Source organism: Streptomyces sp. NPDC025638, assembly GCF_055558775.1.
The window spans coordinates 19,130-42,130 of the sequence record NZ_JBVHLX010000005.1; the positions used below are offsets into that span (position 1 = coordinate 19,130).

Here is a 23,001-nt window from a genome sequence, read left to right on the forward strand (position 1 = left end):
GGCTACGCCTCCTCGGAGAACAGCGTCCGGCCCCACCAGTCGCGCTTGTCCCGGACACCGGGCGGAACCGCGAACACCGCCGAACCCACATGCTGGATGTATTCGTTGAGCGCGTCCTTCGCCGACAGCTGCCGCTGCAGCGGGATGAACCCCTTGCGCACGTCGCGCTGGTAGGCCAGGAAGAACAGCCCCGCGTCGAGGCGGCCGAGCCCGTCCGTGCCGTCCGTGAAGGAGTAGCCCCGGCGCAGGATCGTGATCCCGTTGTTGGAGTCGGGATGCGCGAGGCGCACATGCGCGTCCGGCTTCATCGCCTTCAGGAACGGCTTGTCGTGCTCCTTGGCCTTGCCGACCGGCGCGCCCTCGCCCTTGTCACGGCCGAAGATGTCCTCCTGCTCCTGCAGCGAGGTGCGGTCCCAGGTCTCGATGTGCATCCGGATGCGCCGGGCGACCAGATACGACCCACCGGTCATCCACGCCGAGTTCTTGCCGCCGTCGCCCTCGCCGACCCAGACGTACTTCTTCAGCCGGTCCGTCTCCGTCCCCGCGATGTTGCGCGTGCCGTCCTTGAACCCCATCAGATTGCGCGGGGTCTGCGCGTCCGGCGTGGTCGAGGAGGTCTTGCCGAAGCCGAGCTGCGACCAGCGGATGACGACCTTGCCGAAGCCGATGCGGGCCAGGTTGCGGATGGCGTGCACGGCGACCTGCGGGTCGTCCGCGCAGGCCTGGATGCACAGGTCGCCACCGGTGCGGGTGCGGTCGAGGTTGTCGCCGGGGAACTTCGGCAGGTCCACCAGCGCCTCGGGCCGCCGGTCCGCCAGTCCGAACTTGTCGAACAGCGACGGACCGAAGCCGATCGTCAGCGTCAGCCGCGAGGGCTTGAGGCCCAGCGCCTCACCGGTGTCGTCCGGCGGTGCCTCGGCCAGTCCGCCGTACGCGCCCTCGCCGACCGCCTTCCCGGCGGTCATCCGGTGCGCGGCCGCCGTCCAGTCCTTCAGCATCTGCACGAACTCGGCGCGGTCCTCGGTCTGCACGTCGAACGCGGCGAAGTGCAGCCGGTCCTGCACCGGCGTGGCGATGCCCGCCTGGTGGGCGCCGAGGAACTCCACCGCGGCGCCCGCCTCGGCGGCGACCGGGTCCACGTCGCCGGTCCTGGCCATCGCCACCGCACCGCCGGCCGCGGCGGCACCGAGCGCGAGCCCGGCGCCGCCCCAGCCGATCAGCGAACGGCGGGTGGGAGAGGTGCTCTCCTGGGTCTCGGTCATCGCAGCGGCCCTACTTCTTCACGACGGCGACGGCGGCGGCGAGCTTCGACAGCGGTTCCGCGAGGGCGTTCACCGCGTCGGACAGCTCCTTGCGCTGGTCCTTGGTGACCTTGTCGTAGGAGACGAAGTCGTAGGAGGTCTTGTCGGAGCGGTACTTGTCGAGCTCCGCGTTCAGCGCGGTGAACTGCTTGTCGAGCTCGGTGGTCAGCGCCTGGTCGTTCTTCGAGGCGACCGGCTTGAGCAGCTCGTACGCCTTCTCGGCGCCCTCGACGTTGCCCTTGAAGTCGACCAGGTCGGTGTGGGCGTAGCGGTCCTCCTCGCCGGTGACCTTGCCGGTGGCGACCTCGTCGAGCAGTTCCTTGGCGCCGTTGGCCATGGAGGTCGGGGTGATCTCGGCCTTGCCGACCCGCTCCTGCCAGTCCTTGAGGTCGGTCACCAGCTGGTCGGCGAGGGTCTTCTCCTCGTCGCCGATCTTCTTGTCCTGCCAGAGGGCCTTCTCCAGGCGGTGCCAGCCGGTCCACTTCTGGCCGTCCTCCAGGCCGTCCTCACGGACGTCGACCTTGGGGTCGATGTCACCGAAGGACTCGGCGACCGGCTCGGTCCGCTCCCAGCCGAGACGCGAGGGCGCGTACGCCTTCTGCGCGGCCGCCAGGTCGCCGTCCTTGATCGCCTTCACGAAGGTCTCGACGAGCGGCAGCGTGGCGTCGGCCTGCTCCCGGACGTACTCGCGGTAGTCGGCGACCGCCTTGTCCAGCTGCGGGTCACGCTTGGCGGTCGAGCCGCCGCCGGTGACCGTGAGCTTCTGCCGAATGCCGTGGCCCTTCATGCCCGGGACACAGGCGATCTCGTACGAGCCGGCCTTGACCTCGGCGGTCAGCGTGTACTTGGTGCCGGGGCCGATGTTCTCCTTCTCGGAGACGATCCGGTCGTCCGGGAAGAGGATCTCGACCTCGGTGGCCTTCGAGCCCTTGTTCTCGATCTTCAGCGTGACGTGGCCGGCCGGGACCGACTCGGCGGAGGTCTCGCACTTCGAGTCGGAGGCGGTCACCTGGATCGCGTCGCCGTCCTTGGCATCGCTTTTCGCCGTGCAGGCCGTGAGGGCGGTCAAGGCCGCCGTGGCGACGGCGGCGGTGACGGAGAGTCGGGCGGCTCGCATGCAGGCTCCAAGCGGAAACGGTGTGGTGAGGCTTGCCTAACTTACATGAGGCTTACCTCACCTCTACCCGTCCAGATCGTGATTCACCTCTCACGGAAATCTCACAGGCACGGCTTGATCTCGACGGCTCAAAGTAAACCCCAAGGAACGGTAAAGAGAAAGTCAAGCGGCGTGCTGCGGGAAGACCTCGCCCGGCTGGTCATGGACGTCCGAGAGCGGCCGCTCGGTGAAACCCCGGCGGGTGGAGGCCGGCCGCGACACAACCGGCGCACAGCATCGCGACCCGGCGCGCACAGCCCACCCCAAGCGCCGGGCCGTGCAACACCACCGACGAGTTGGCCGGTGCCGCGATGCTTCAATGCCCGGGTGACTGATTACGACGTGATGCGTGTGTTCTGCGCGGCGAACGGCGGATACGGCAACGAGCTCGGCGTCGTCCGTGACGGCTCACGGCTGCCCGACCGGGAGGACCGGCAGGCCTTCGCGGCGAAGCTCGGTTTCAGCGAGACCGTGTTCGTGGACGACCCCGAGCGCGGGGTCATCGACATCTACACCCCCACCCTGCGCCTCCCCTTCGCCGGTCACCCCTGCGTCGGCACGGCCTGGCTGCTGGACGTGCCCGAGCTGGTCACACCCGCGGGCGCCGTCGGGGCCCGGCTGGACGGCGAGTTCAGCTGGATCGAGGCGCTCCCGGAGTGGGCCCCGCCGCGCACCCTGCGCCGCTACGCCACCGCCGCCGAGGTCGACGCCCTGCCCGTCCCGTCACCCGGCGAATGGATTTACGCCTGGGCCTGGGAGGACGAGTCGGCCGGCCGGATCCGCGCCCGCGCCTTCCCCGGCCGCGACGACGGCATCGAGGAGGACGAGGCCACGGGCGCGGCGGCGCTGCTGCTCACCGCGCAGCTGGGCCGAGCGCTCAACATCACGCAGGGCGCGGGCTCGCAGATCCTCACGGCACCGCAGCCGGGCGGCTGGGTCGAGGTGGGCGGACGGGTATTCCTGGAACGCCAGCCCGAGCGACAGCCCGAGCGCCAGGCCGAGCGCCAGGCCGAGCGCCAGGCCCGGTCGGTCTAGGCGCTCAGCGGGAACTCCTCGCCCAGCTCCCGGAGGACCGCCGTGTTCAGCGCGAACGCTCGCTTGCACTCGGCGACGATCCGCTGCTTCTCGAGGTCGTCGGCGACGACCGCGTCCAGCAGCTCCCTGTAACCCCGCTTGAACGCGGCGGGGTTGGGGATCCCCTCGAACACATAGAAGCGGACGCCGTCGCCCTTCTTCGCGAACCCCCACGTCCGCTCCGCCCGGTCACGGATGATCTGGCCGCCGGAGAGGTCGCCCAGGTAGCGGGTGTAGTGGTGGGCGATGTACCCGGCCGGCCACCGCTCGGCGCACTCCCGCACCCGGTCCGCGTACGCCCGGGTGGCCGGCAGTGCCCTCAGCCCCGCCCGCCACTTCGGCCCGCGCAGATGCGCCAGGTCCCGCTCCAGCGCCGCCAGCCGGTACAGCTCGGGCCGCACGAACGGCCCGGCCGACGGGTCCGAGGCCAGCCGCTCGGCCTCGCCCTCCAGCGCCTCGTACACGAACCACAGCTGTTCGGTGTACCGCGCGTACGCCGCCACGCCGAGCCGTCCGCCGAGCAGGTCGCTCATGAACGTCGAGGTCTCGGCCTCCACGTGCTGCTCGTGGGACGCCGTGCGGATGAGTGTCGAGAACGAGAAAGGGTCCATGGGCAATGTCCTCGGTAGTCTTGCCGACGCCCTGTCGGTAAAAGTCTACAAGAGGAAGCCCGCCCTCCAAAGGCGGCGGAGGACGGGCTCAGGCGCACGGGCGCGCGATCACGGCAGGGTCAGGATCTCCGCCCCGGTGTCCGTCACCACCAGCGTGTGCTCGAACTGCGCGGTCCGCCTCCGGTCCTTGGTCACGACGGTCCACCCGTCGTCCCACATGTCGTACTCGTGCGTCCCGAGCGTCAGCATCGGCTCGATCGTGAACGTCATCCCGGGCTGCATGACCGTCGTCGCGTGCGGGCTGTCGTAGTGCGGGATGATCAGCCCGGAGTGGAAGGACGAGTTGATCCCGTGGCCGGTGAAGTCCCGCACCACGCCGTAGCCGAACCGCTTGGCGTACGACTCGATGACCCGGCCGATGATGTTGATCTGCCGGCCCGGCTTGACCGCCTTGATCGCCCGGTCGAGTGACTCCCGGGTCCGCTCCACCAGCAGCCGTGACTCCTCGTCGACGTCACCGACCAGGTACGTGGCGTTGTTGTCGCCGTGCACCCCGCCGATGTACGCGGTCACGTCCAGATTGACGATGTCGCCGTCCCGCAGCACCGTCGAGTCCGGGATGCCGTGGCAGATCACCTCGTTGACGCTGGTGCACAGCGACTTGGGGAACCCGCGGTAGCCCAGTGTGGACGGGTAGGCGCCGTGGTCGCACATGTAGTCGTGGGCGACCTTGTCCAGCCGGTCCGTGGTCACACCCGGCGCGATGATCTTCGCGGCCTCGGCCATCGCCTGCGCGGCGATGCGCCCGGCGATCCGCATGGCCTCGACGGCCTCCGGGGTCTGCACCTCCGGGCCGGTGTACGGCGTCGGCGCGGGCTTGCCGACGTACTCGGGACGGCGGATGTTTCCGGGTACCGGACGGGTGGGAGAGAGCTCCCCTGGTACGAGCAGCGACTGGCCAGACATGCCAGCGAGTCTAACCAGCGGACATGGGGGAACATGTCGTTGGCGAGAGGAGCTGGTCATGGCCCTGTTCAAGAAGCGCACGGTCGGCAAGCCGGGCGAGTGGTACTACTGCCTGGAGCACAAGAAGGTCGAGGAGGGGCCGGAGTGCCCGGCCAAGGACCGCTTCGGGCCCTACGCCACCCGGGCGGAGGCCGAACACGCGATGGAGACGGCCCGCGAGCGCAACCTCGAATGGGAGAACGACCCGCGCTGGCACGACGCGCCGGCCGGCGGCGACCCGGACGAGGACTGATCAGGCCTTGGCGGGTACGGCGGCGGCGCGCAGCTCGCGCAGCCGCACCGCGTGCTCGTTCGTCCGCGCGTCGTACGTCATGAGCCCCGGCAGGCACAGCGCCAGCAGCCCCACCGCGCCCGCGCACGCCAGCCCGCCGGACCAGACGGCGGCCCGCACACCCGCCCAGGCGGCGAAACCGCCCGCCCGGACCTGACCGAGCTGCGGCCCCACCGAGTACGAGAGCAGCTCGATCCCGGCGAGCCTGCCGCGCAGCTCGTCCGGGATCGTCTGGTTCCACATCGCGGCCCGGAAGATCCCGCTGACCATGTCGAACCCACCACCGACGGTCAGGAACAGCAGGACGAGCCAGAGACTGCCGCTGACACCGGCGGCGGCGACGGCCAGCCCCCACCCCGCGGCCGACACCACCACCATCAGCCCGTGCCGGTGGATCCGCGAGGTCCAGCCGCTGGTCAGGCTCACCAGCAGCGCTCCCGCCGGGACCGTCGCGTACATCAGGCCCAGCGACCACTGCGCGTGCAGCTCGTCGGCGAGGAAGGGCAGCACCGCGAGCGGCATCGCCAGGAACATCGCCGCGATGTCGACGACATACGTGCCGAGCAGCTCCTTGCGGCTCCAGGCGTACCGGGCGCCCTCCAGGATCGAGCGCAGCGACGGCTTCGCGGCCTCGTGGGAGGCGGGGGAGGGGGCGATGCGCACGACGTAGACGACCGAGACGGCGAACGTCACCAGATCGGCCGCATACGCCCAGCCGAGTCCGGCGTACGCCACCACCACACCGGCGAGCGCCGGTCCTGCCACACCGCCGACCGTCCAGCGCAGCGAGTTGAGCGCCGCCGCGGCGGGCAGCTGCTCGTGCGCCACGATCCGGGGCCACAGCGAGTCCAGCGCGGGCCGCTGCACCGAGCCGACGGCGGAGGTGAGCGCGGCGACGCCGTACAGCGGCCAGACGGCGGGGTGCGGCAGCAGCGCGTTGAGCAACAGCACCGCGGACAGCAGGCCCTGCCCGGCCTCCGTCCACACGATCAGCTTCCGCTTGTCCAGCGCGTCCGCGAGCGCCCCGCCGTACAGCCCGAACACCACGAGCGGCACCAGCTCCACGGCCCCGATCGCACCGACCGCTGCCGCGGACCCGGTGAGCTCCTTCATCTGCACCGGCAGCGCGACGAAGGTGAGAAAACTCCCGAAGTTGCTGATCAGCCCCGACATCCAAAGCTTGCGAAAGTCACCGGAGGCCCGCCAGGGAGAGAGATCGGGGAGCAGGGCCCGCAGCCCGGCCGGGGTCGCATCGGCGTCATCGGTCACGAGGGCCCATGCTCGACCGAGGCAAAGACCACGGCAACCGCTTTTCCACAGCACCGGCCGAGCAGCGCCACCAAGGCCGGCCGACACTTTGGGCGCGGCGGGAGGGCCGGGTCACCAAGGCGCTGCCGGAGGTGCCGTCAGGGTTTCTGCCAGGCGTGACAGGCGGTCGCGGAAGCCCCGTCGGGCCCTCGGAGAGGCCCCGTTCTCGCCTGCTGCCGCGCTTACCAGGTGCTGCACCGTGTCCAGGTCCAGTTCCGCGCCCTCCGGTACGGCCAGTGACTCGTGGGCCATTGCCTCCAGTTCGCTCCCGCCGGAGCCCAGGGCCAGGACCGTCACCCCGGACCGCCGGGCGTCGTGCACCCGTTCCAGCAGTGGCGCGGGCTCCTCGGGGGCCACGACCAGCAGGGTCTCGCCGCGCTGTGCCGCCCCGATCCGTCCCGGTCCGACCGCCAGATGCGCGGGGTCCGAGGGACGCGCGTCGTGCCGGACGAGCGTCGGGGCCAGCTCCGGCGTGCCCGACCACGCGGCCTCGTCCACCAGATGGGCCGCCAGATGCCACGGCTCGTACTCCCGTGTGCCCACGAGCAGCAGCCCGCCCCCGTGCGCCACCACGGACCCGCGCAGCGCCCCGGCGAACCGCCGCGTGGCATCCAGCCACTCCGTCCCGGCAAGTACTTCGCGCAGCAGCGCGACCCGTACGGCGTCCATACGACCGCATCCTGCCGCAACCGGTCACTCGTGACGCGAAGTTCACCATGAATTCGCCCAACTCGGGGACGTTGCTCTGACAATGCCCTGTCACCGGAGACCCACATCTGCTTGGGAGCCCGCCTGATGACAGCAGTCACCGTCCCCTTCCGCGCGGGTAAAGAGGGCTACGCCAGTTATCGGATCCCGGCGGTCGTCGCCACCGCCTCCGGCACCCTGCTGGCGTTCTGCGAGGGCCGGGTCGGCTCCGCGAAGGACCACGGCCAGATCGACATCGTGCTGAAGCGCTCCACGGACGGCGGCCACACCTGGAGCCCGCTCAAGGTCGCCGCGAGCAACGGCGACGACCTCGCCGGAAACCCCGCCCCCGTCGTCCTCGACACCGGCCGCATCCTGCTCGTCCACGTCCGCGCGGCCGCCGCCGCGAGCGAGGACTCCATCCTGCGCGGCAGGGTGAAGGCCGCCGACGGCCGCCGCGTATGGGTGCAGCACAGCGACGACGACGGCGTCAGCTGGTCCGAGCCGAAGGAGATCACCAAGTCGGTGAAGAAGGCGGACTGGCGCTGGTACGCCACCTGCCCCGGCCATGCGATCCAACTGCGCACCGGCCGGGTCCTCGTCCCCGGCAACCACACCGCGCCGCCCGCCGGCACCGACCTCGGCAACGAGCCCAGGTACAACAGCGGCCACTGCCTGCTCAGCGACGACCGCGGCGAGACCTGGTTCCTCGGCTACGTCGACGAGAACACCGACGGCTATGTCAACGTCAACGAGACCACCGCCGCCGAACTCCCCGACGGCCGCGTCTACTTCAACACCCGCAACGACTCCCCGTCCCCCGGCAACCGCGCCGACGCCCACTCGAAGGACGGCGGAAAGACCCTCGTCAAACCGTTCCGCCCGCAGGCCGGCCTCACCGCCCCCGTCTGCGAGGCGAGCGTCCTCCAGCTCCGCGACCCCGACCTGCTCCTCTACTCCGGCCCCGCCGACCCCACCGACCGCGCCCTGATGACCGTCCGCGCCTCCACCGACGGCGGCACCACCTGGCGCCCGGTCCACACGGTCGACGGGCTGCCCGCCGCCTACTCCGACCTGGTCCGCGTCGACCGGGACACCGTCGGACTCCTCTACGAGACCGGCGACTTCGGCCCGTACGAGACGATCACCTTCCGGCGGTTGCCGGTCACGGATCTCACCTGACGCGGTGCGCGAACGAGGGCGGACGTAGAGTCGCCGCATGACCTCTACCGACAGTGCACAGCAGCCCGCGAAGGCCCCCGCCAAGGACCCCTGGGATCTGCCCGACGTCTCCGGGCTCGTCGTCGGCGTGCTCGGAGGCACCGGGCCGCAGGGCAAGGGCCTCGCCTACCGGCTCGCCAGGGCCGGCCAGAAGGTGATCATCGGCTCCCGGGCCACCGAGCGCGCCCAGGCCGCCGCCGACGAGCTCGGCCACGGCATCGAGGGCTTCGACAACGCAGAGACCGCCCGGCGCAGCGACATCGTGATCGTCGCCGTGCCCTGGGAGGGCCACGGCAAGACCCTGGAGTCCCTGCGCGAGGAGCTGTCCGGCAAGCTCGTCGTGGACTGCGTCAACCCGCTCGGCTTCGACAAGCAGGGCGCCTACGCGCTGAAGCCGGAGGAGGGCAGCGCCGCCCAGCAGGCCGCCGCCCTGCTCCCGGACTCCCGGGTGACCGCCGCCTTCCACCACCTCTCGGCGGTGCTGCTGGAGGACCCGGAGATCGAGCGGATCGACACCGACGTCATGGTGCTCGGCGAGGAGCGGTCCGACGTGGAGATCGTCCAGGCGCTGGCCGGCCGCATCCCCGGCATGCGCGGCATCTTCGCGGGGCGGCTGCGCAACGCCCACCAGGTGGAGTCACTGGTCGCGAATCTGATCTCCGTCAACCGCCGGTACAAGGCGCACGCGGGACTCCGTATCACGGACGTGTGAGCGCAGCTGTCACAGATGTGTGAGCGCGCGGCCACCGTCGTGTGAGACGGGCGGGCGCATGGGGGACACTGGACGCCATCAGCAGTGTCCCCCGACAGGAGCCCGCCCCCATGCCCCCGTTGTTCCCGCCCAGCCCGGCCCGGCGACTCGCCCTGTACACCCTCGTCGTCTGTCTGCTGGCCGTGGCCGCCGCGGTCGTCTCCTTCGTCCAGGGCAGCTGGCTGGGGATCGTCTGGGTGCTGCTCGCGGGGCTGTCGTCCAACATGACCTGGTACTACATTAAGCGCGGCCGGGGCGCCGACGGCAAGTCCGTCACGGGCTGACCGCGCAGTACTCGTCGGTGCCCAGCCAGAAGCGATAGAGCTGCTGGCCGCAGTACCGGTCGTCGCCGGTGATCCCCAGACCGCGCAGGATCGTGTCGATCACATCGAAGAACGCGTGGTTGAGGGACGGCACCCACAGCAGCGCGAACACGAACAGCAGGCCGAACGGTGCGAACGGCTCCACTTGGCGCTTCACGCCGTACGACAGCCAGGGCTCGATCACGCCGTAGCCGTCCAGGCCCGGCACCGGCAGGAAGTTCAGGATCGCGGCCGTGACCTGGAGCAGCGCGAGGAAGGCCAGCGCGAACCGGAAGTCGCGTGGCACCCCGTCCAGGGCGTCCAGCCAGAACGGGGCCGTGCACACCGCCGCGAACAGCACGTTCGTCAGCGGGCCCGCCGCCGAGATCAGGCTGTGCCGCCAGCGCCCGCGGATCCGGCCGCGCTCGATGAACACGGCGCCGCCGGGCAGACCGATCCCGCCCATGATCACGAACAGCACGGGCAGCACGATGCTCAGCAGCGCGTGCGTGTACTTCAGCGGGTTCAGCGTGAGGTAGCCCTTGGCGCCGACCGAGATGTCCCCGCTGTGCAGCGCGGTGCGCGCGTGCGCGTACTCGTGCAGACACAGGGACACGATCCAGGCCGCCGTCACGAACAGGAACACGGCGAGCCCCGGCTGCGCGGCGAACCCGGTCCAGGTGGCCCACCCCGTGACCGCAGTGACGGCCAGGATGCCGAGGAAGACGGGACTGATCCGCCGGTCGCTGTGGCTGCGGGCGGTTGCGGAGGTCATCGGCGGGGCTCCCTGGGGGACTGGGGCGGTCGGCGAGCCCGACCGTACCGGGCATGAGGGGAAAACGTCTCGCGGTGCGCAGTCGGTTCCTGAAGGGTGGGCGCATGGGAATGTGGCGGGTGTTCTACGAGAGCTGGCAGATGGAGTGCTGCGGTACACCGTTCTCGGTGGGGGAGGAGGTGAGTTGGCCGCTCGCGCCCATGGACCCCGAGGACATCCGGGCGTGGAGCCGGGACGAGGGACATGACCGGTACGACGGGACGGTCAGGTTCGAGGGCCACGGAGGCCGCCTGCCCGCGACCCGGGGCCGGGTCCTCGACATCCGTCTCGTGCGCCAGGAGTACGCGGAGCACAGTCCGGGAGCGCACACTCTCGAACCGGTGTCCCACACGAGGTCGCTCACCCCCGTCGACGCCTGCCCGAAGTGGTTCGAGCACGAGGAACCCCGTACGAAGTCGGGGCTGCGCCTCACCCGCCTCGCGACCGGCGTCCTCGTCACCCTCGACGTCCCGGGCGCCCCGCCGCCGGAACTCCGTGACCGGCCCTGACACCACCGGAGACAATGGACCCCGTGCGCTATCGCATCCTCGGCACCACCCAGGCGCTCCGCCCCGACGGCACGGCCGTTCCCGTGGGCGGGGCGCGGCTGCGTGCCCTGCTGACCGTGCTGGCCCTGCGACCCGGCCGTACCGTGCCGGTGGGCCTGCTGGTCGACGAGGTGTGGCACGGGGACCCGCCCGCCGACGCGGCCGGTGCGCTGCAGGCACTGGTGGGCCGGCTGCGCCGGGCGCTCGGCGCGGACGCGGTCTCCTCGGCGGAGGGCGGCTACCGGCTCGCCGCCGCCCCCGACGACATCGATCTGCACCGCTTCGAGCGGCTCACCGGCGACGGCCTGCGCGCCCTGGCCGACGGCGACCCCGCCAAGGCGGCCGGCGCCCTCGACGACGCCCTCGCGCTCTGGCACGACCCCGCACTCGCCGACCTGCCCGACCGCACCGCGGAGGCCGCCCGCCGGGAGGCCCGCCGCCTCGACGCCCTGCGCGCCCGGCACACCGCCGCGCTGGCCCTGGGCGAGGCCGAGCACTCCCTGCCCGAGCTCACCGCCCTGTGCGACACCCACCCGCTGGACGAGTCCCTCCAGTGCCTGCGGCTGCGCGCCCTGCGCGAGGCGGGCCGCGCGGCGGAGGCCCTGGCCGCCTACGAGGACGTACGACAGCTGCTCGCGGACCGGCTCGGCTCCGACCCCGGCCCCGAACTGCGCGCGCTGCACGCGGAGTTGCTGGACCTCTCGGCGGGCTCCCGGGAGCACACCGGCGTGGCACGGGCGGACCTCTTTGCCGGTGGCCGGGCCGCGGACGCCCCCGCCGAAGTCCGCCTGACCGGCATGACCGGCAACCTCCCCGCCCGTCTCACCTCCTTCGTCGGCCGGGAGGGCGACATCGAGGCCATCCGGGGGGACCTCGCGGCCGCCCGGCTGGTCACACTGCTCGGGCCCGGCGGGGCCGGCAAGACCCGGCTGTCGCAGGAGGCCGCCGAGACCGTGCGGTATGCCACCCGGGACGGGGTGTGGCTGGCCGAGCTGGCGCCCGTCGACGACCCGGACGCCGTACCGGGAGCCGTCCTCACCGCGATCGGCGCCCGCGAGACCGTGCTGCACGGCGCCGGGGCCGAGACCGTGCGGGCCGCCGCCGACCGGCACGACGACCCCGTGGAGCGACTGGTCGAACACTGCGGCCGCCGCCGCATGCTGATCATCCTCGACAACTGCGAGCACGTCGTGGACGCGGCCGCCCGCCTGGTGGAGCGGCTCCTGGAACGCTGCCCGGAGCTGACGGTCCTGGCCACCAGCCGCGAACCCCTCGGCGTACCGGGCGAGTTGCTGCGCCCCGTGGAACCGCTGCCAGAGCCCTTCGCGCTTCGGCTGCTCGCCGACCGGGGCACGTCGGCGCGCCCCGGGTTCCGGGTCGACGACGACCGCGCGGCCTGCGCGGAGATCTGCCGCCGCCTCGACGGCCTCCCCCTCGCCATCGAGCTGGCGGCCGCCCGGCTACGGATGATGACACCGCGTCAGATCGCCGACCGGCTCGACGACCGCTTCCGGCTGCTCACCTCGGGCAGCCGCACCGTGCTGCCCCGCCAGCAGACCCTGCGTGCCGTCGTCGACTGGTCCTGGGACCTGCTCGACGAGGACGAACGGGACGTCCTGCGCCGTCTGTCGGTGTTCGCCGGCGGCTGCGACCTCGCGGCCGCCGAGGCGGTGTGCGGACCGGTCGCACTGGAGGCGCTCGGTTCGCTGGTCGACAAGTCCCTCGTCGTGGCGGCGCCCGCGCCCGACGGCGCGATGCGCTACCGGCTCCTGGAGACCGTGGCCGAGTACGCGGGCGAACGGCTCGACGAGGCCGGGCAGCGCAAGGAGACCGAGCGCGCGCATCTGACGTACTACCGCGAACTCGCACGCACCACCGACCCGTTGCTGCGCGGCCCCGGCCAGCGCACCGCCGTACGGCGGCTCCAGCTGGAGTATGAGAACCTGCGCACCGCCCTGCGCCACGCCGTCGCCGAACAGGACGAGCAGGAAGGGCTCTGCCTGGTCCTCTCCCTGGTCTGGTACTGGCAGATGCGCGATCTGCGCATCGAGGCCCGCACCTGGTGCCACGAGGTCATGGCCCTCGGCCCCGACCCCTTCACCGAGCCGCCGCGCCGCGCCGAACCGGTGTGGCAGCGCTGTATCGACACCCCGCCCCCGCTGACCGGCGAACTCCTCGCCGAGGCCCGTCGCGGTGTCCACCTCGTCCATCTCTCCTGCATGGACACGGAGCTGGACGCCTGGCAGGTCCCGGCGGCGCAGGCGAAGCTGCGCGTGATCACCGAGGTGTACGAGCCCGGTCTGCCGCAGACGTGCCGTACCCCCGGCATGTACTGGTTCTTCGCCGTGATGCTGACCGGCAGCGCGGACCGGCTGCTCGAGATCGTCGACGCTTGCGTCCGCACCTGCCGACAGACGCCGGGCTTCGAGTGGGAACTGGCCGGAGCTCTGCAGATGCGGGCCAACCTCCTCGCCAACCGCACCGCCTGGGCGGGCGACGCGACCCGGGACGCGGAGGAGGCGCTGGAGATCTTCCGGCGCCTCGGCGACGACTGGGGCACCGCCGAGGCGCTCTCCGCACGCGCCGAGGCCCAAGAACGCAAGGGCGACTACGTACGGGCCGCAGACGACTACCGGGCGGCCGTCGAGCACGCCGAACGCCTCGGCGCCCGCGCCCAGACGGCGGTGCTCAGCGCCCGGCTGGGCAGCGTGCTCATCGAAGGTGGCGAGACGGAACGCGGCGAGAGGCTGCTGCGCGAGGTCACCGCCGTCGGTGACGGCACGACCCACGAGGCCATGCCCATCGCCCGGCTCTTCCTCGCCTGCCGGCTCAGCCTGACCGGCCGCACCGCGGAGGCGCGCGAGCAACTCCGGCTGCTGCGCGAGGAGTTCAAGATCGCGCACTTCATCGTCTTCGACGCCATGATCCTTGGCCAGGAGGCCTGGGTGGACGCCGTCGACGGCCGCCACGCGGAGAGCCTGGTCCGGGTCCGGGCGGCGCTCCGGCACGCCGCCGACCCGCTGTCCCAGGTCATCACTCCGCACCTGAACTCCATCTGCCTGACCGTCGCGGCGATGGCCCTCGCCGGCGTCGACGGCGGCACCCGTGCGGCCGACGCCGCCCGGTGCCTGGCCGCCGCCGACGCGCTGCTGCCGCCGGGCCACGTCGCCTCCGGTACGGAGCGCGAGGTGCGCGAGCAGACCGTGGCCCGGATCCGGGCCGCGCTCGACGCCGAGGCGTACGAGGCCGCGTACGCGCAGGGCGGTGGCCTCTCCCTCGTGGAGGCCACCGCCCTGGTCTGACAGGCGCGACGAACGTCAGCTCTTGGTACGGAACTTGTGGATCGCGACCGGTGCCATCACCGCGGTGAGGCCCGCCGACCAGGCCAGGGTCACCCACAGCCCGTGCGTGACCGGTCCGCCGACCATCAGACCGCGCGCGGTGTCCGCGAGGGCTGACAGCGGGTTGTACTCGGTGAAGTTCTGCAGCCAGCCCGGCATCGAGGCGGTCGGCGCGAAGATCGACGAACCGAACTGCAGCGGCATCAGCACCAGGAAGCCCATGGCCTGCACGGACTGCGCGTTCTTCATGATCACGCCGAGGGTGAGGAACACCCACATCAGGGCCGAACCGAACACCGCGGACAGGCCCACCGAGGCGAGCAGCCCCGGCCAGTTGGTGATGTCGAAGCCCACGAGCACGCCGACGATCATCAGTACCACGGTGGCGAAGAGCATCCGCATCAGCTCCACCGCGATCTTGGCGAACAGCACCGAGCCGCGCCCGATCGGCAGGGACCGGAAGCGGTCCATGACACCGGAGTTGAAGTCCTGGTTGAAGCCGGTGCCCACGCCCTGGGCCATGTTCATGCCCATCATGGCCATGAGGCCGGGCACGACGTACTGCACGTACTGGTCCTGACCACCGCCCAGCGACTGCCCGATGGAGCCGCCGAAGACATACACGAACAGCAGGGTGAAGATCACCGGGAACAGGATGGCGTCGAACATCGACTCCGGGTCCTGCCGGATCCACAGCAGATTGCGGCGGATGAGCGCGCCGGTGTGGCGCAGATGGGCACGCAGCGGGATGGGTGCGTCGGCCTTCGAGGCGACGGCGGCCGGGGTGAGAGTGGCGGCGCTCATACGGCGACCTCCTCGCGGATCTCGGTGGGTGTGGCGTCCTGCGGGGCACTGGCGCGATGGCCGGTCAGGGACAGGAACACCTCGTCCAGGCTGGGCAGTTCGGTGGTGATCGAGGAGAGGGTGATGCCGCGCGCGGTGACCGCGCCGACCACGGCGGTCAGCTGCTCGTCGCTGAGGATCGGCACCAGCAGGGAGCCCGCGGCGGTGTCCACGGTCGTACTGGCCAGACCGGTGATGCCCAGTTCGTCGAGCATCCCGGCGAGCGGGCGCAGCTCCAGCGGGTCCGCGGGCCTGACGCGCAGCGTGCGTCCGCCGACCCTGGCCTTGAGCTCCTCGATGCCGCCGTTCGCGATGACCTTCCCGCGGTCGACGACGGTCAGCTCGGAGGCGAGCTGCTCGGCCTCCTCCATGTACTGGGTGGTCAGCAGGACGGTGACCCCGTCCCCGACCATGGCCTTGACCTCGTCCCACACCTCGTTGCGGGTACGGGGGTCGAGTCCGGTCGTCGGCTCGTCCAGGTAGAGGACGGCGGGCCGGCCGATCATCGACGCGGCCAGGTCGAGCCGCCGCCGCATACCGCCGGAGTACGTTCCCGCGGGCCGCCGGGCGGCCTCCGTCAGCGAGAACCGCTCCAGCAGCTCGTCGGCGCGGGCGCGGGCCTCCTTGCGCGGCAGGTCCAGCAGCCGCCCGATCATGTACAGGTTCTCCCAGCCCGGGAGCTTCTCGTCCACCGACGCGTACTGCCCGGTGAGGCCTATGACCCGGCGCAGCTGCCGGGGCTGCCGTACGACGTCGTACCCGGCCACGGTGGCGTGTCCGGCGTCGGGGGCCAGCAGGGTGGAGAGGATGCGTACGAGGGTGGTCTTGCCGGCTCCGTTCGGCCCGAGCACACCCATCACGGTGCCCTCGCGCACATCCAGGTCGACACCGTCCAGTGCCCTGGTCTCGCCGTAGTGCTTGACCAGCCCCCGCACGGTCACGGCGCTGTTCGCGCCACTGGGGTTGTCGTCGATTCGCGTCATGCCCAAGACGTTGTCAGCCCCGACCGACAAACCACCTACAGACCGCCTACAGCAACCGACGGCCCACCGACATGTGCCGGACATGCGACAAGCCCCGCCGACGGGGGACGATCGGCGGGGCTTGTCGGTGGTGCGGCAATGGCTCAGTGGCGGGGGCTGCGCCTCAGTGGACGGAGTGCTCCTCCAGCGGGAACGTCCCGCTCACGACGTCCTCGGCGAACTCCTTCACCGCGCTGCCCATGACCTCACGCAGGTTGGCGTACTTCTTCACGAACTTCGGCATCCGGCCGCCCGTCAGACCGAGCATGTCGGTCCACACCAGCACCTGCGCGTCCGTCTCCGCACCGGCGCCGATGCCCACGGTCGGGATGTGCAGCACGCGCGTCACCTCGGCCGCGAGCTCGGCCGGGACCAGTTCGAGGACCACCGCGAAGGCGCCCGCGTCCTGTACGGCCTTGGCGTCGCGCAGCAGCTGCGCGGCCGCCTCCTCGCCGCGCCCCTGGACGCGGTAGCCCATGGCGTTCACGGACTGCGGGGTGAGACCGATGTGGGCCATGACCGGGATGCCGGACTCGACGAGCAGCCGGATCTGCTCGTAGGAGCGCTCGCCGCCCTCCAGCTTCACCGCGCCGACGCCGGCCTCCTTCACCAGCCGGGTCGCCGAGCGCAGCGCCTGCACCGGGCCCTCCTGGTACGAGCCGAAGGGCAGGTCGCCGACGATCAGGGCGCGCTGGGTGCCGCGCACGACGGCGGCCGACAGCATGGTCATCTCGTCGAGGGTGACGGGCACGGTCGTCTCGTACCCGAGGTGGCAGTTGCCCGCCGAGTCGCCGACCAGGAGCACCGGAATGCCGGCCTCGTCGAAGACGGACGCGGTCATCGCGTCGTAGGCGGTGAGCATGGGCCATTTCTCGCCCCGCTCCTTGGCGAGGGCGATGTCGCGGACGGTGATGCGGCGTGTGCCCTTGCCCCCGTACAGCGCTTTGCTGCCGTCGGAGGGCTTGTTCTGGGCAGCCGAAAGCTGCGTCATTGCAACGGCTCCTTCAGTCATCTCGAGGCGCCCTCACGGCGTCCCCGGATCCCCTCCATGGTGGCACCTCGTGCCAGGGAGGGCCAGGGGACCCCCGTGTGATCCCTTACGTCATCCCATCGCACTCCGCTAGCACCCCGCCCGTGTGCCGCTCGGTCCCGGGTGGGCCGTGAACGAGCGGAACAACGAGCGCACCACGGTGGGCCATGACCGCGCTGCGTAAGGTCTCGGTAAAGGAATTAGAATACGAGACGGTTCCGTATCGGAAGTGGCCTAAGGTCGTCAACATGACAACTCCTGCCGACCGTGCCTCTCACGGTTCCCGGATACCTGAAGCGGTGCACCGCCGCCGCTGGGCGATCCTCGGCGTCCTGATGCTGAGCCTGCTGATCGTTGTGCTCGACAACTCGATCCTGAACGTCGCCGTCAAGACCATCTCCACCCCGGCGCCCACCGGACTGGGGGCCACCCAGAGCGAGATCGAGTGGGCGATCAACGCCTACACCCTCGTCTTCGCCGGTCTGCTGTTCACCTCCGGCCTCATAGGCGACCGGCTGGGCCGCAAGAAGGTCCTGCTCGGCGGCCTTCTCGTGTTCGGCATCGGCTCCGCCCTCGCCGCCGAGTCCGGCTCCCCGGGCGAGCTGATCGCCTACCGCGCGCTGATGGCGCTCGGCGCCGCCTTCGTCATGCCCGCCACGCTCGCCGTGCTGATGAACGTCTTCGAGCGCGAGGAGCAGCCCAAGGCCATCGGCATCTGGGCCGGCGGCGTCGGACTCGCCATCGCCATCGGGCCCATCACCGGCGGTGCGCTCCTCGACCACTTCTGGTGGGGCTCGGTCTTCTTCGTCAACGTACCCATCGTGATCCTCGCGCTGGCGCTGATGATCTGGCTGGTGCCCGACTCGCGCGACCCGAAGCCCGGCCGCCTCGACCCGATCGGCGTCGTACTCTCGGTCGTCGGTCTGGTCCTGCTCGTCTACGGCATCATCAAGGGCGGCGAGCTCGCCGACTTCACGGACGCCAAGGTCCTGGCGACCGTCGCGGCCGGACTCGCGGTCCTCGCCGGCTTCGTCGTCTTCGAGAAGCGCAGCGACCACCCGTCCCTGGACGTCACGTACTTCAAGAACAAGGTCTTCTCGGCCGCCATGAGCGCCATCGCGCTGGTCTTCTTCGCGCTGATGGGCGTGACGTTCTTCGGTGTCTTCTACACCCAGAGCGTGCGCGGCTACTCGCCGCTGGAGTCCGGTGTGCTGATGCTGCCGCTGGCCGCCGCACAGATGATCTTCGCGCCGCGGGCCCGGCTGGTCGTCGACCGGTTCGGCAACAAGGCCACCACCACCGCCGGTCTGCTCCTCATCGCGGTGACGCTGGTCATCTTCGCCACCTTCGAGGCGGACACGCCGATCTGGCTCCTGGAGGTCGACTTCTTCCTCATGGGCACCGGCATGGCGCACATCATGACGCCGACCTCCGTCGTCATCATGCAGGCCCTGCCGCGCGAGAAGGCCGGCTCGGCCTCCGCGCTCAGCAACACCTTCCGCCAGGTCGGCGGCGCCCTCGGCATCGCCGTGCTCGGCTCGGTCCTGGCCACCTCGTACCGCACCGGCATCGAGGACAAGCTGAGCCTGCTGCCGCCCGGCCTCAGGGACACGGCGGGCGAGTCCATCGAGGCCACCCTGGGCGTCGCCCGCAAGCTCGGACCGCAGGGCAAGGCCCTGGTCGGCCCCGCCAACGACGCGTTCCTGCACGCCATGCACGTCACCGCGCTGTGCGGCACGGGCGTGGCGATCCTCGGCGCGATCGTGACAGCACTCTTCCTGCCGGGCAAACCGCAGGCACCGCAGGAGGGCAAGCCGGAGCAGGAGTTGGTCGCCGCCGCGGACTAGTCCGCGAGGCGGCGTCCGGAGAGGCACCACGGGGGGAGGAGGCGGCTGCGGGACAATTCCCGCAGCGCAGTGAAAGGACGAAACGACGTGAGTCTTGCCGACAGCCGGCCGCAGCAACTCGGTCCCGTACGGGGCCGCCCGCGCAGCGAGGCCGTGGAACACGCCATTCTGGAAGGCGTGATGAAGCTCCTGGAGGAGGGCGTGCCCCTCGCCGAGCTCTCCATCGAGCGCGTCGCCCGCACCGCCGGCGTCGGCAAGGCCACCATCTACCGCCGCTGGAGTGGCAAGGAGGAGCTCTTCGTCGACGTCGTACGCGCCGCCGAGCCCCCCGACCCCGTACTCCCCGGCACCTCGATGCGCGACGACCTGGTCGTCCTGCTCGAATCGCTGCGCCAACGCGGCCTGGTCAGCCGCTCGTCGGCGATCCTGCACAACGTCCACGTCCAGATGAAGAGCAGCCCCCGGATCTGGGCCGCCTACCACGCCGGCGTGATAACTCCCCGGCGCAACCTGGGCCTCGAAGTGCTGCGCCGCGGACAGCGCAACGGCGAGCTCCGCGAGGACGTCGACATCGAGCTGGCCAACGACATGTTCGTCGGCCCCATGCTCGTCCGCTCCACCCTGCGCCCCGACGCGGAGCTCCCGGAGGGGCTGGCGGAGCAGATCGTCGACACGGTGCTCGAAGGCCTACGGCCCGTCAGCCGACCCGGCGCTTAGCCCGAATGTGCGCGTTTCGTCACAGTCCAGGCGGGTGTCGCCGCAGCCGGAACCCCTCGCGCCGACTTGTTCGTCATCGTCTTCCGTACGGCCGTCACACGGCGGCAGGAACGGATCCGATCATCCCCTAGGGTCGTAACCCGGGGGGAAGACGGTGCGCACGGCAGGTTGTGAGGCAGACGGTATGGCGCAGCAGGCGTACATGACGGAGACGGACAACGGCGGCTCGGGGCCCGAGCACCGGGGCTCCCGGCTTCGGTACCTGCTGGGGCGGCTGCGCAGAAGCCTGTTCGGCGGCTGGCGCGGAGATCCGCACATCTGGCGCCGCGGCATCGTCACGGCCGTGATCGCGCTGCTGCTCGCCCTGGTGATGCTGGTGCACTCGCGCATCCCGAACCGGGTGGGCAACCTCGGCAGTCTCACAGAGACGTTCCTGCCCTGGCTGGGTCTGCTGATCCCGGTGCTCCTCGTCCTCGGTGTCGTACGGAAGTCGGCGACCGCGCTGATCGCGGTGCTGCTTCCGGCCATCGTGTGGCTGAACCTCTTCGGCGGCCTGCTCACCGACAGGACGAACTCCGGCGGCGACCTGATGGTCGCGACGCACAACGTCAACGCCGACAACCCGGACCCGTCCGCCACGGCCCGGGACGTGGCCGCGTCCGGCGCGGACGTGCTGGCCCTCGAGGAGCTGAAGGCGTCGGCCGTGCCGGTGTACGAGAAGGCGCTGGCGGCGACCTACAAGTACCACTCGGTGCAGGGCACGGTCGGGCTGTGGAGCAAGTACCCGCTCACCGGGGCCAGGGCCGTCGACATCAAGCTGGGCTGGACGCGCGCCATGCGTGCGACGGTGGCCACGCCCGCCGGGCAGGTCGCGGTCTACGTCGCTCATCTCCCCTCGGTACGGGTGAAGATGGAGGCCGGATTCACCGCCCGCCAGCGCGACAAGAGCGCGGACGCGCTCGGCGAGGCCATCGCGGACGAGCCGCTGCGGCAGGTGGTGCTGCTCGGCGACCTGAACGGCACCATGAACGACCGTTCCCTGAACGCCGTCACCTCCCAGCTGCGCTCCACGCAGGGCGCGGCGGGCAGCGGCTTCGGCTTCAGCTGGCCGGCCTCGTTCCCGATGGCGCGGATCGACCAGATCATGGTGAAGGGGGTCGAACCGGAGAGCTCGTGGACGCTGCCGAAGACGAACAGCGACCACCTGCCGGTCGCGGCGCGTGTGAGGCTCGCCACCTCCGCCCAGTAAAAAGGTGCTGGTCACCCGGTCTTAACGCACAGGAATACTTCGCCAGGGAGACTTTGTTCCGTCGTTGAACATAGGATGTAACGGAACTCCGCTCCTGAAAGGCAAAGCCCCTCCATGCCCCTGGCCCTGCTCGCGCTGGCCGTCGGTGCCTTCGGCATAGGCACGACCGAATTCGTCATGATGGGCCTGCTGCCCGACGTTGCGACCGACCTGCACATCTCGATCCCCACCGCCGGGCACCTCGTCTCGGCGTACGCGCTCGGCGTGGTGATCGGCGCCCCGCTCCTGGCCGCGCTGACCGCCCGTATGCCCCGCCGCACCGTCCTCATGGCCCTGATGGGCCTGTTCGTCGCAGGCAACGCGCTGTCCGCCCTCGCCCCCGGCTACGACTCACTCCTCGCGGCACGCTTCCTGAGCGGTCTGCCGCACGGCGCCTTCTTCGGGGTCGGCGCGGTGGTGGCCACGGCGATGGTCCCGCCGGAGCGCAAGGCGCGATCCGTCTCCCTCATGTTCCTCGGCCTGACCGTCGCCAACATCGCGGGCGTGCCGGTGGCCACGCTCATGGGCCAGCACCTGGGCTGGCGGACGACGTTCCTGGGCGTGAGCGCGATCGGGGTGGCGGCGATAGCTTCCTTGGCCCTGCTGATCCCGCGCTCCCGCACTCACGCCCCCTCCGTGGGCCTGCGCGGCGAGCTGTCGGCGCTGAGGTCGCTGCCGGTGTGGCTGGCACTCGGTACGACGGTGGCGGGCTTCGGCGCGCTCTTCGCGGCGTACAGCTACATCACGCCGATGCTCACGGACGCCGCCGGTTACGCCGACTCCAGCGTGACGCTGCTGCTGGCGTTGTTCGGCGTCGGTGCGACGGTCGGAAACCTGGTGGGCGGCCGCCTGGCGGACCACGCGATGCGGCGCACGCTGTTCGGCGGCCTGCTGTCGCTGACGGCGGTCCTGCTCCTGTTCCCCCTCCTCATGCGCACGCCGCTGACGGCGGCCCTGGCGGTGATCCTCCTGGGCACGGCGGCATTCATCACGGGTTCCCCCCTCCAACTGATGGTCATGGAAAAGGCCGCCGCGGCCCCCTCCCTGGCCTCCTCGGCCAACCAGGCGGCCTTCAACCTCGCGAACGCGGGCGGAGCCTGGATCGGCGGCCTGGCCCTGGCGGCCGGCTTCGGGGCGACGTCTCCGGCGGTGGCGGGGGCGGGGGTGGCGGTACTGGGACTTGCCGTGGCGAGTACGGCGTACCTGGTGGACCGCCACCGGGCGACTCCGCCGACCGGCCTCGCCGAGCGGGTGGTCGCCTCACACGTGCCGGAGCAGTCGGGCGCGCTGCACCACTGAGTTGAGGGGGTTGTCGCGGGCCCACGTCGAGGGGTTGGCGTTGAGGCCGCTCGCTCGTTTCTCACCCGTGCTGGAGCGAGGCGTGTCAAGGGTGGCCCGCAGGGCCATCGCCGAAGGCGACGCGGAGCGCCAGCGGAGCGCCCTTTACGCGCCTCGCGGAAGCACGACACTGGCCAAGAAGCGAGCGGCCCCTGCGGCAACCTTTCAACGTGGGCCATCGCCAACCTGATCAAGGCAGCGGCAGAGGATTTCCGAAATGGCAAGCAACCGGATCGACTTGAGTGAAGCGCTCTGGTTCAAGAGCAGCTACAGCAATGGGGACGGCGGGGAATGCGTCGAAGTGGCCGGCGACTTCCCCGGCGCCGCCCTCTGGCGCAAGTCGAGCTACAGCAACGGTGACGGCGGCAACTGCGTCGAAGTCGCCGACAACATCCCCGGACCGGTCCCCGTCCGTGACTCCAAGGTCCCCCACGGCCCCGCCCTCATGCTCAGCGCCGCCGCCTGGGCTCCCTTCGTCGCCTCGCTCAAGAGGTGAACCAGGGGC

General features: G+C 71.0%; 22 protein-coding genes. 12 read left to right on the forward strand and 10 right to left on the reverse strand.

Features of this window, described 5'->3' with window-relative positions; translation table 11 throughout:
• Positions 1 to 2: 2 nt before the first annotated feature.
• Positions 3 to 1,262 (reverse strand): iron uptake transporter deferrochelatase/peroxidase subunit, encoded by a 1,260-nt coding sequence (gene efeB, locus ACZ4EG_RS14145; protein ID WP_467790829.1) that lies wholly within the window; start codon positions 1,260 to 1,262, stop codon positions 3 to 5.
• A gap of 10 nt (positions 1,263 to 1,272) precedes the next feature.
• Complete coding sequence (gene efeO, locus ACZ4EG_RS14150; RefSeq protein WP_467790830.1) at positions 1,273 to 2,418, reverse strand: iron uptake system protein EfeO; 1,146 nt, start codon at positions 2,416 to 2,418, stop codon at positions 1,273 to 1,275.
• 366 nt (positions 2,419 to 2,784) lie between these two features.
• Between efeO and ACZ4EG_RS14155 the strand changes: the two genes are divergently transcribed.
• The gene (locus ACZ4EG_RS14155) at positions 2,785 to 3,492 is read left to right on the forward strand and encodes a PhzF family phenazine biosynthesis protein (protein ID WP_467790831.1); all 708 of its coding nucleotides are present in this window, start codon (positions 2,785 to 2,787) and stop codon (positions 3,490 to 3,492) included.
• Here ACZ4EG_RS14155 and ACZ4EG_RS14160 read toward each other — a convergent pair.
• Positions 3,489 to 4,142, reverse strand: a complete 654-nt coding sequence (locus ACZ4EG_RS14160) for a biliverdin-producing heme oxygenase (RefSeq protein ID WP_453558746.1) — start codon at positions 4,140 to 4,142, stop codon at positions 3,489 to 3,491. The genes ACZ4EG_RS14155 and ACZ4EG_RS14160 overlap by 4 nt on opposite strands.
• Positions 4,143 to 4,250: 108 nt before the next feature.
• Complete coding sequence (gene map / locus ACZ4EG_RS14165; RefSeq protein WP_453558744.1) at positions 4,251 to 5,108, reverse strand: type I methionyl aminopeptidase; 858 nt, start codon at positions 5,106 to 5,108, stop codon at positions 4,251 to 4,253.
• Positions 5,109 to 5,166: 58 nt separating this feature from the next.
• Here map and ACZ4EG_RS14170 point away from each other — a divergent pair, with 58 nt between their 5' ends.
• Positions 5,167 to 5,400: a hypothetical protein gene (locus ACZ4EG_RS14170; RefSeq protein WP_390709312.1), complete on the forward strand. Its 234-nt coding sequence runs from the start codon at positions 5,167 to 5,169 to the stop codon at positions 5,398 to 5,400.
• Here the strand turns inward: ACZ4EG_RS14170 and ACZ4EG_RS14175 are convergent, their stop codons facing one another.
• Entirely contained in the window at positions 5,401 to 6,708 is a 1,308-nt protein-coding gene (locus tag ACZ4EG_RS14175) for an MFS transporter (protein WP_467790832.1), read from the reverse strand.
• 111 nt (positions 6,709 to 6,819) lie between these two features.
• On the reverse strand, positions 6,820 to 7,416 hold the full coding sequence (locus ACZ4EG_RS14180) for a hypothetical protein (protein ID WP_390709311.1): 597 nt from the start codon (positions 7,414 to 7,416) through the stop codon (positions 6,820 to 6,822).
• Between the two features lie 126 nt (positions 7,417 to 7,542).
• On the opposite strand from ACZ4EG_RS14180, the gene ACZ4EG_RS14185 reads away from it, so the two are divergent.
• From ACZ4EG_RS14185 to ACZ4EG_RS14195, 3 genes are all read left to right on the forward strand, one after another.
• Complete coding sequence (locus tag ACZ4EG_RS14185; protein ID WP_467790833.1) at positions 7,543 to 8,616, forward strand: sialidase family protein; 1,074 nt, start codon at positions 7,543 to 7,545, stop codon at positions 8,614 to 8,616.
• Positions 8,617 to 8,653: 37 nt separating this feature from the next.
• Positions 8,654 to 9,367, forward strand: a complete 714-nt coding sequence (npdG, locus tag ACZ4EG_RS14190) for an NADPH-dependent F420 reductase (RefSeq protein ID WP_467790834.1) — start codon at positions 8,654 to 8,656, stop codon at positions 9,365 to 9,367.
• 110 nt (positions 9,368 to 9,477) lie between these two features.
• Positions 9,478 to 9,690, forward strand: a complete 213-nt coding sequence (locus ACZ4EG_RS14195) for a hypothetical protein (RefSeq protein ID WP_453558733.1) — start codon at positions 9,478 to 9,480, stop codon at positions 9,688 to 9,690.
• Here ACZ4EG_RS14195 and ACZ4EG_RS14200 read toward each other — a convergent pair.
• Entirely contained in the window at positions 9,680 to 10,483 is an 804-nt protein-coding gene (locus tag ACZ4EG_RS14200) for a site-2 protease family protein (RefSeq protein ID WP_467790835.1), read from the reverse strand. The two genes, ACZ4EG_RS14195 and ACZ4EG_RS14200, sit on opposite strands and share 11 nt — an antisense overlap.
• A 104-nt stretch (positions 10,484 to 10,587) precedes the next feature.
• On the opposite strand from ACZ4EG_RS14200, the gene ACZ4EG_RS14205 reads away from it, so the two are divergent.
• Complete coding sequence (locus ACZ4EG_RS14205) at positions 10,588 to 11,031, forward strand: DUF6578 domain-containing protein (RefSeq protein ID WP_467790836.1); 444 nt, start codon at positions 10,588 to 10,590, stop codon at positions 11,029 to 11,031.
• 14 nt (positions 11,032 to 11,045) lie between these two features.
• Positions 11,046 to 14,372 (forward strand): AfsR/SARP family transcriptional regulator, encoded by a 3,327-nt coding sequence (locus ACZ4EG_RS14210; RefSeq protein ID WP_467790837.1) that lies wholly within the window; start codon positions 11,046 to 11,048, stop codon positions 14,370 to 14,372.
• Between the two features lie 15 nt (positions 14,373 to 14,387).
• On the opposite strand, the gene ACZ4EG_RS14215 is transcribed toward ACZ4EG_RS14210, so the two are convergent.
• From ACZ4EG_RS14215 to panB, 3 genes are all read right to left on the reverse strand, one after another.
• A complete protein-coding gene (locus ACZ4EG_RS14215) occupies positions 14,388 to 15,215 on the reverse strand; it encodes an ABC transporter permease (protein WP_453558722.1) in 828 nt (275 codons plus the stop codon).
• Positions 15,212 to 16,237, reverse strand: a complete 1,026-nt coding sequence (locus ACZ4EG_RS14220; RefSeq protein WP_453558720.1) for an ATP-binding cassette domain-containing protein — start codon at positions 16,235 to 16,237, stop codon at positions 15,212 to 15,214. The genes ACZ4EG_RS14215 and ACZ4EG_RS14220 overlap by 4 nt, the downstream gene beginning before the upstream one ends.
• A gap of 163 nt (positions 16,238 to 16,400) precedes the next feature.
• On the reverse strand, positions 16,401 to 17,267 hold the full coding sequence (gene panB / locus ACZ4EG_RS14225) for a 3-methyl-2-oxobutanoate hydroxymethyltransferase (protein WP_467790838.1): 867 nt from the start codon (positions 17,265 to 17,267) through the stop codon (positions 16,401 to 16,403).
• Between the two features lie 287 nt (positions 17,268 to 17,554).
• On the opposite strand from panB, the gene ACZ4EG_RS14230 reads away from it, so the two are divergent.
• The 5 genes from ACZ4EG_RS14230 (at position 17,555) to ACZ4EG_RS14250 (ending at position 22,992) form a co-directional block, all read left to right on the forward strand.
• The gene (locus ACZ4EG_RS14230) at positions 17,555 to 19,153 is read left to right on the forward strand and encodes an MFS transporter (protein ID WP_453558715.1); all 1,599 of its coding nucleotides are present in this window, start codon (positions 17,555 to 17,557) and stop codon (positions 19,151 to 19,153) included.
• A gap of 87 nt (positions 19,154 to 19,240) precedes the next feature.
• On the forward strand, positions 19,241 to 19,870 hold the full coding sequence (locus ACZ4EG_RS14235; RefSeq protein WP_453558712.1) for a TetR/AcrR family transcriptional regulator: 630 nt from the start codon (positions 19,241 to 19,243) through the stop codon (positions 19,868 to 19,870).
• Positions 19,871 to 20,054: 184 nt separating this feature from the next.
• Positions 20,055 to 21,119 carry an endonuclease/exonuclease/phosphatase family protein gene (locus ACZ4EG_RS14240; RefSeq protein ID WP_467790839.1) on the forward strand — a complete coding sequence of 355 codons (1,065 nt, stop codon included), beginning with the start codon at positions 20,055 to 20,057 and terminating at the stop codon, positions 21,117 to 21,119.
• 114 nt (positions 21,120 to 21,233) lie between these two features.
• On the forward strand, positions 21,234 to 22,457 hold the full coding sequence (locus ACZ4EG_RS14245) for an MFS transporter (protein ID WP_467790840.1): 1,224 nt from the start codon (positions 21,234 to 21,236) through the stop codon (positions 22,455 to 22,457).
• Between the two features lie 256 nt (positions 22,458 to 22,713).
• Positions 22,714 to 22,992 (forward strand): DUF397 domain-containing protein, encoded by a 279-nt coding sequence (locus tag ACZ4EG_RS14250; RefSeq protein ID WP_467790841.1) that lies wholly within the window; start codon positions 22,714 to 22,716, stop codon positions 22,990 to 22,992.
• Positions 22,993 to 23,001 lie beyond the last annotated feature (9 nt).

Coding starts and splice junctions, on each gene's coding strand:
- ACZ4EG_RS14205 (WP_467790836.1), top strand. CDS start 10,588: ATGGGAATGTGGCGGGTGTTCTACGAGAGCTGGCAGATGGAGTGCTGC.
- ACZ4EG_RS14215 (WP_453558722.1), bottom strand. CDS start 15,215: ATGAGCGCCGCCACTCTCACCCCGGCCGCCGTCGCCTCGAAGGCCGAC.
- ACZ4EG_RS14210 (WP_467790837.1), top strand. CDS start 11,046: ATGGACCCCGTGCGCTATCGCATCCTCGGCACCACCCAGGCGCTCCGC.
- ACZ4EG_RS14245 (WP_467790840.1), top strand. CDS start 21,234: ATGCCCCTGGCCCTGCTCGCGCTGGCCGTCGGTGCCTTCGGCATAGGC.
- efeB (WP_467790829.1), bottom strand. CDS start 1,262: ATGACCGAGACCCAGGAGAGCACCTCTCCCACCCGCCGTTCGCTGATC.
- ACZ4EG_RS14230 (WP_453558715.1), top strand. CDS start 17,555: ATGACAACTCCTGCCGACCGTGCCTCTCACGGTTCCCGGATACCTGAA.
- ACZ4EG_RS14220 (WP_453558720.1), bottom strand. CDS start 16,237: ATGACGCGAATCGACGACAACCCCAGTGGCGCGAACAGCGCCGTGACC.
- npdG (WP_467790834.1), top strand. CDS start 8,654: ATGACCTCTACCGACAGTGCACAGCAGCCCGCGAAGGCCCCCGCCAAG.
- ACZ4EG_RS14200 (WP_467790835.1), bottom strand. CDS start 10,483: ATGACCTCCGCAACCGCCCGCAGCCACAGCGACCGGCGGATCAGTCCC.
- ACZ4EG_RS14185 (WP_467790833.1), top strand. CDS start 7,543: ATGACAGCAGTCACCGTCCCCTTCCGCGCGGGTAAAGAGGGCTACGCC.
- ACZ4EG_RS14170 (WP_390709312.1), top strand. CDS start 5,167: ATGGCCCTGTTCAAGAAGCGCACGGTCGGCAAGCCGGGCGAGTGGTAC.
- panB (WP_467790838.1), bottom strand. CDS start 17,267: ATGACGCAGCTTTCGGCTGCCCAGAACAAGCCCTCCGACGGCAGCAAA.
- efeO (WP_467790830.1), bottom strand. CDS start 2,418: ATGCGAGCCGCCCGACTCTCCGTCACCGCCGCCGTCGCCACGGCGGCC.
- ACZ4EG_RS14250 (WP_467790841.1), top strand. CDS start 22,714: ATGGCAAGCAACCGGATCGACTTGAGTGAAGCGCTCTGGTTCAAGAGC.
- ACZ4EG_RS14180 (WP_390709311.1), bottom strand. CDS start 7,416: ATGGACGCCGTACGGGTCGCGCTGCTGCGCGAAGTACTTGCCGGGACG.
- ACZ4EG_RS14160 (WP_453558746.1), bottom strand. CDS start 4,142: ATGGACCCTTTCTCGTTCTCGACACTCATCCGCACGGCGTCCCACGAG.
- ACZ4EG_RS14195 (WP_453558733.1), top strand. CDS start 9,478: ATGCCCCCGTTGTTCCCGCCCAGCCCGGCCCGGCGACTCGCCCTGTAC.
- map (WP_453558744.1), bottom strand. CDS start 5,108: ATGTCTGGCCAGTCGCTGCTCGTACCAGGGGAGCTCTCTCCCACCCGT.
- ACZ4EG_RS14240 (WP_467790839.1), top strand. CDS start 20,055: ATGGCGCAGCAGGCGTACATGACGGAGACGGACAACGGCGGCTCGGGG.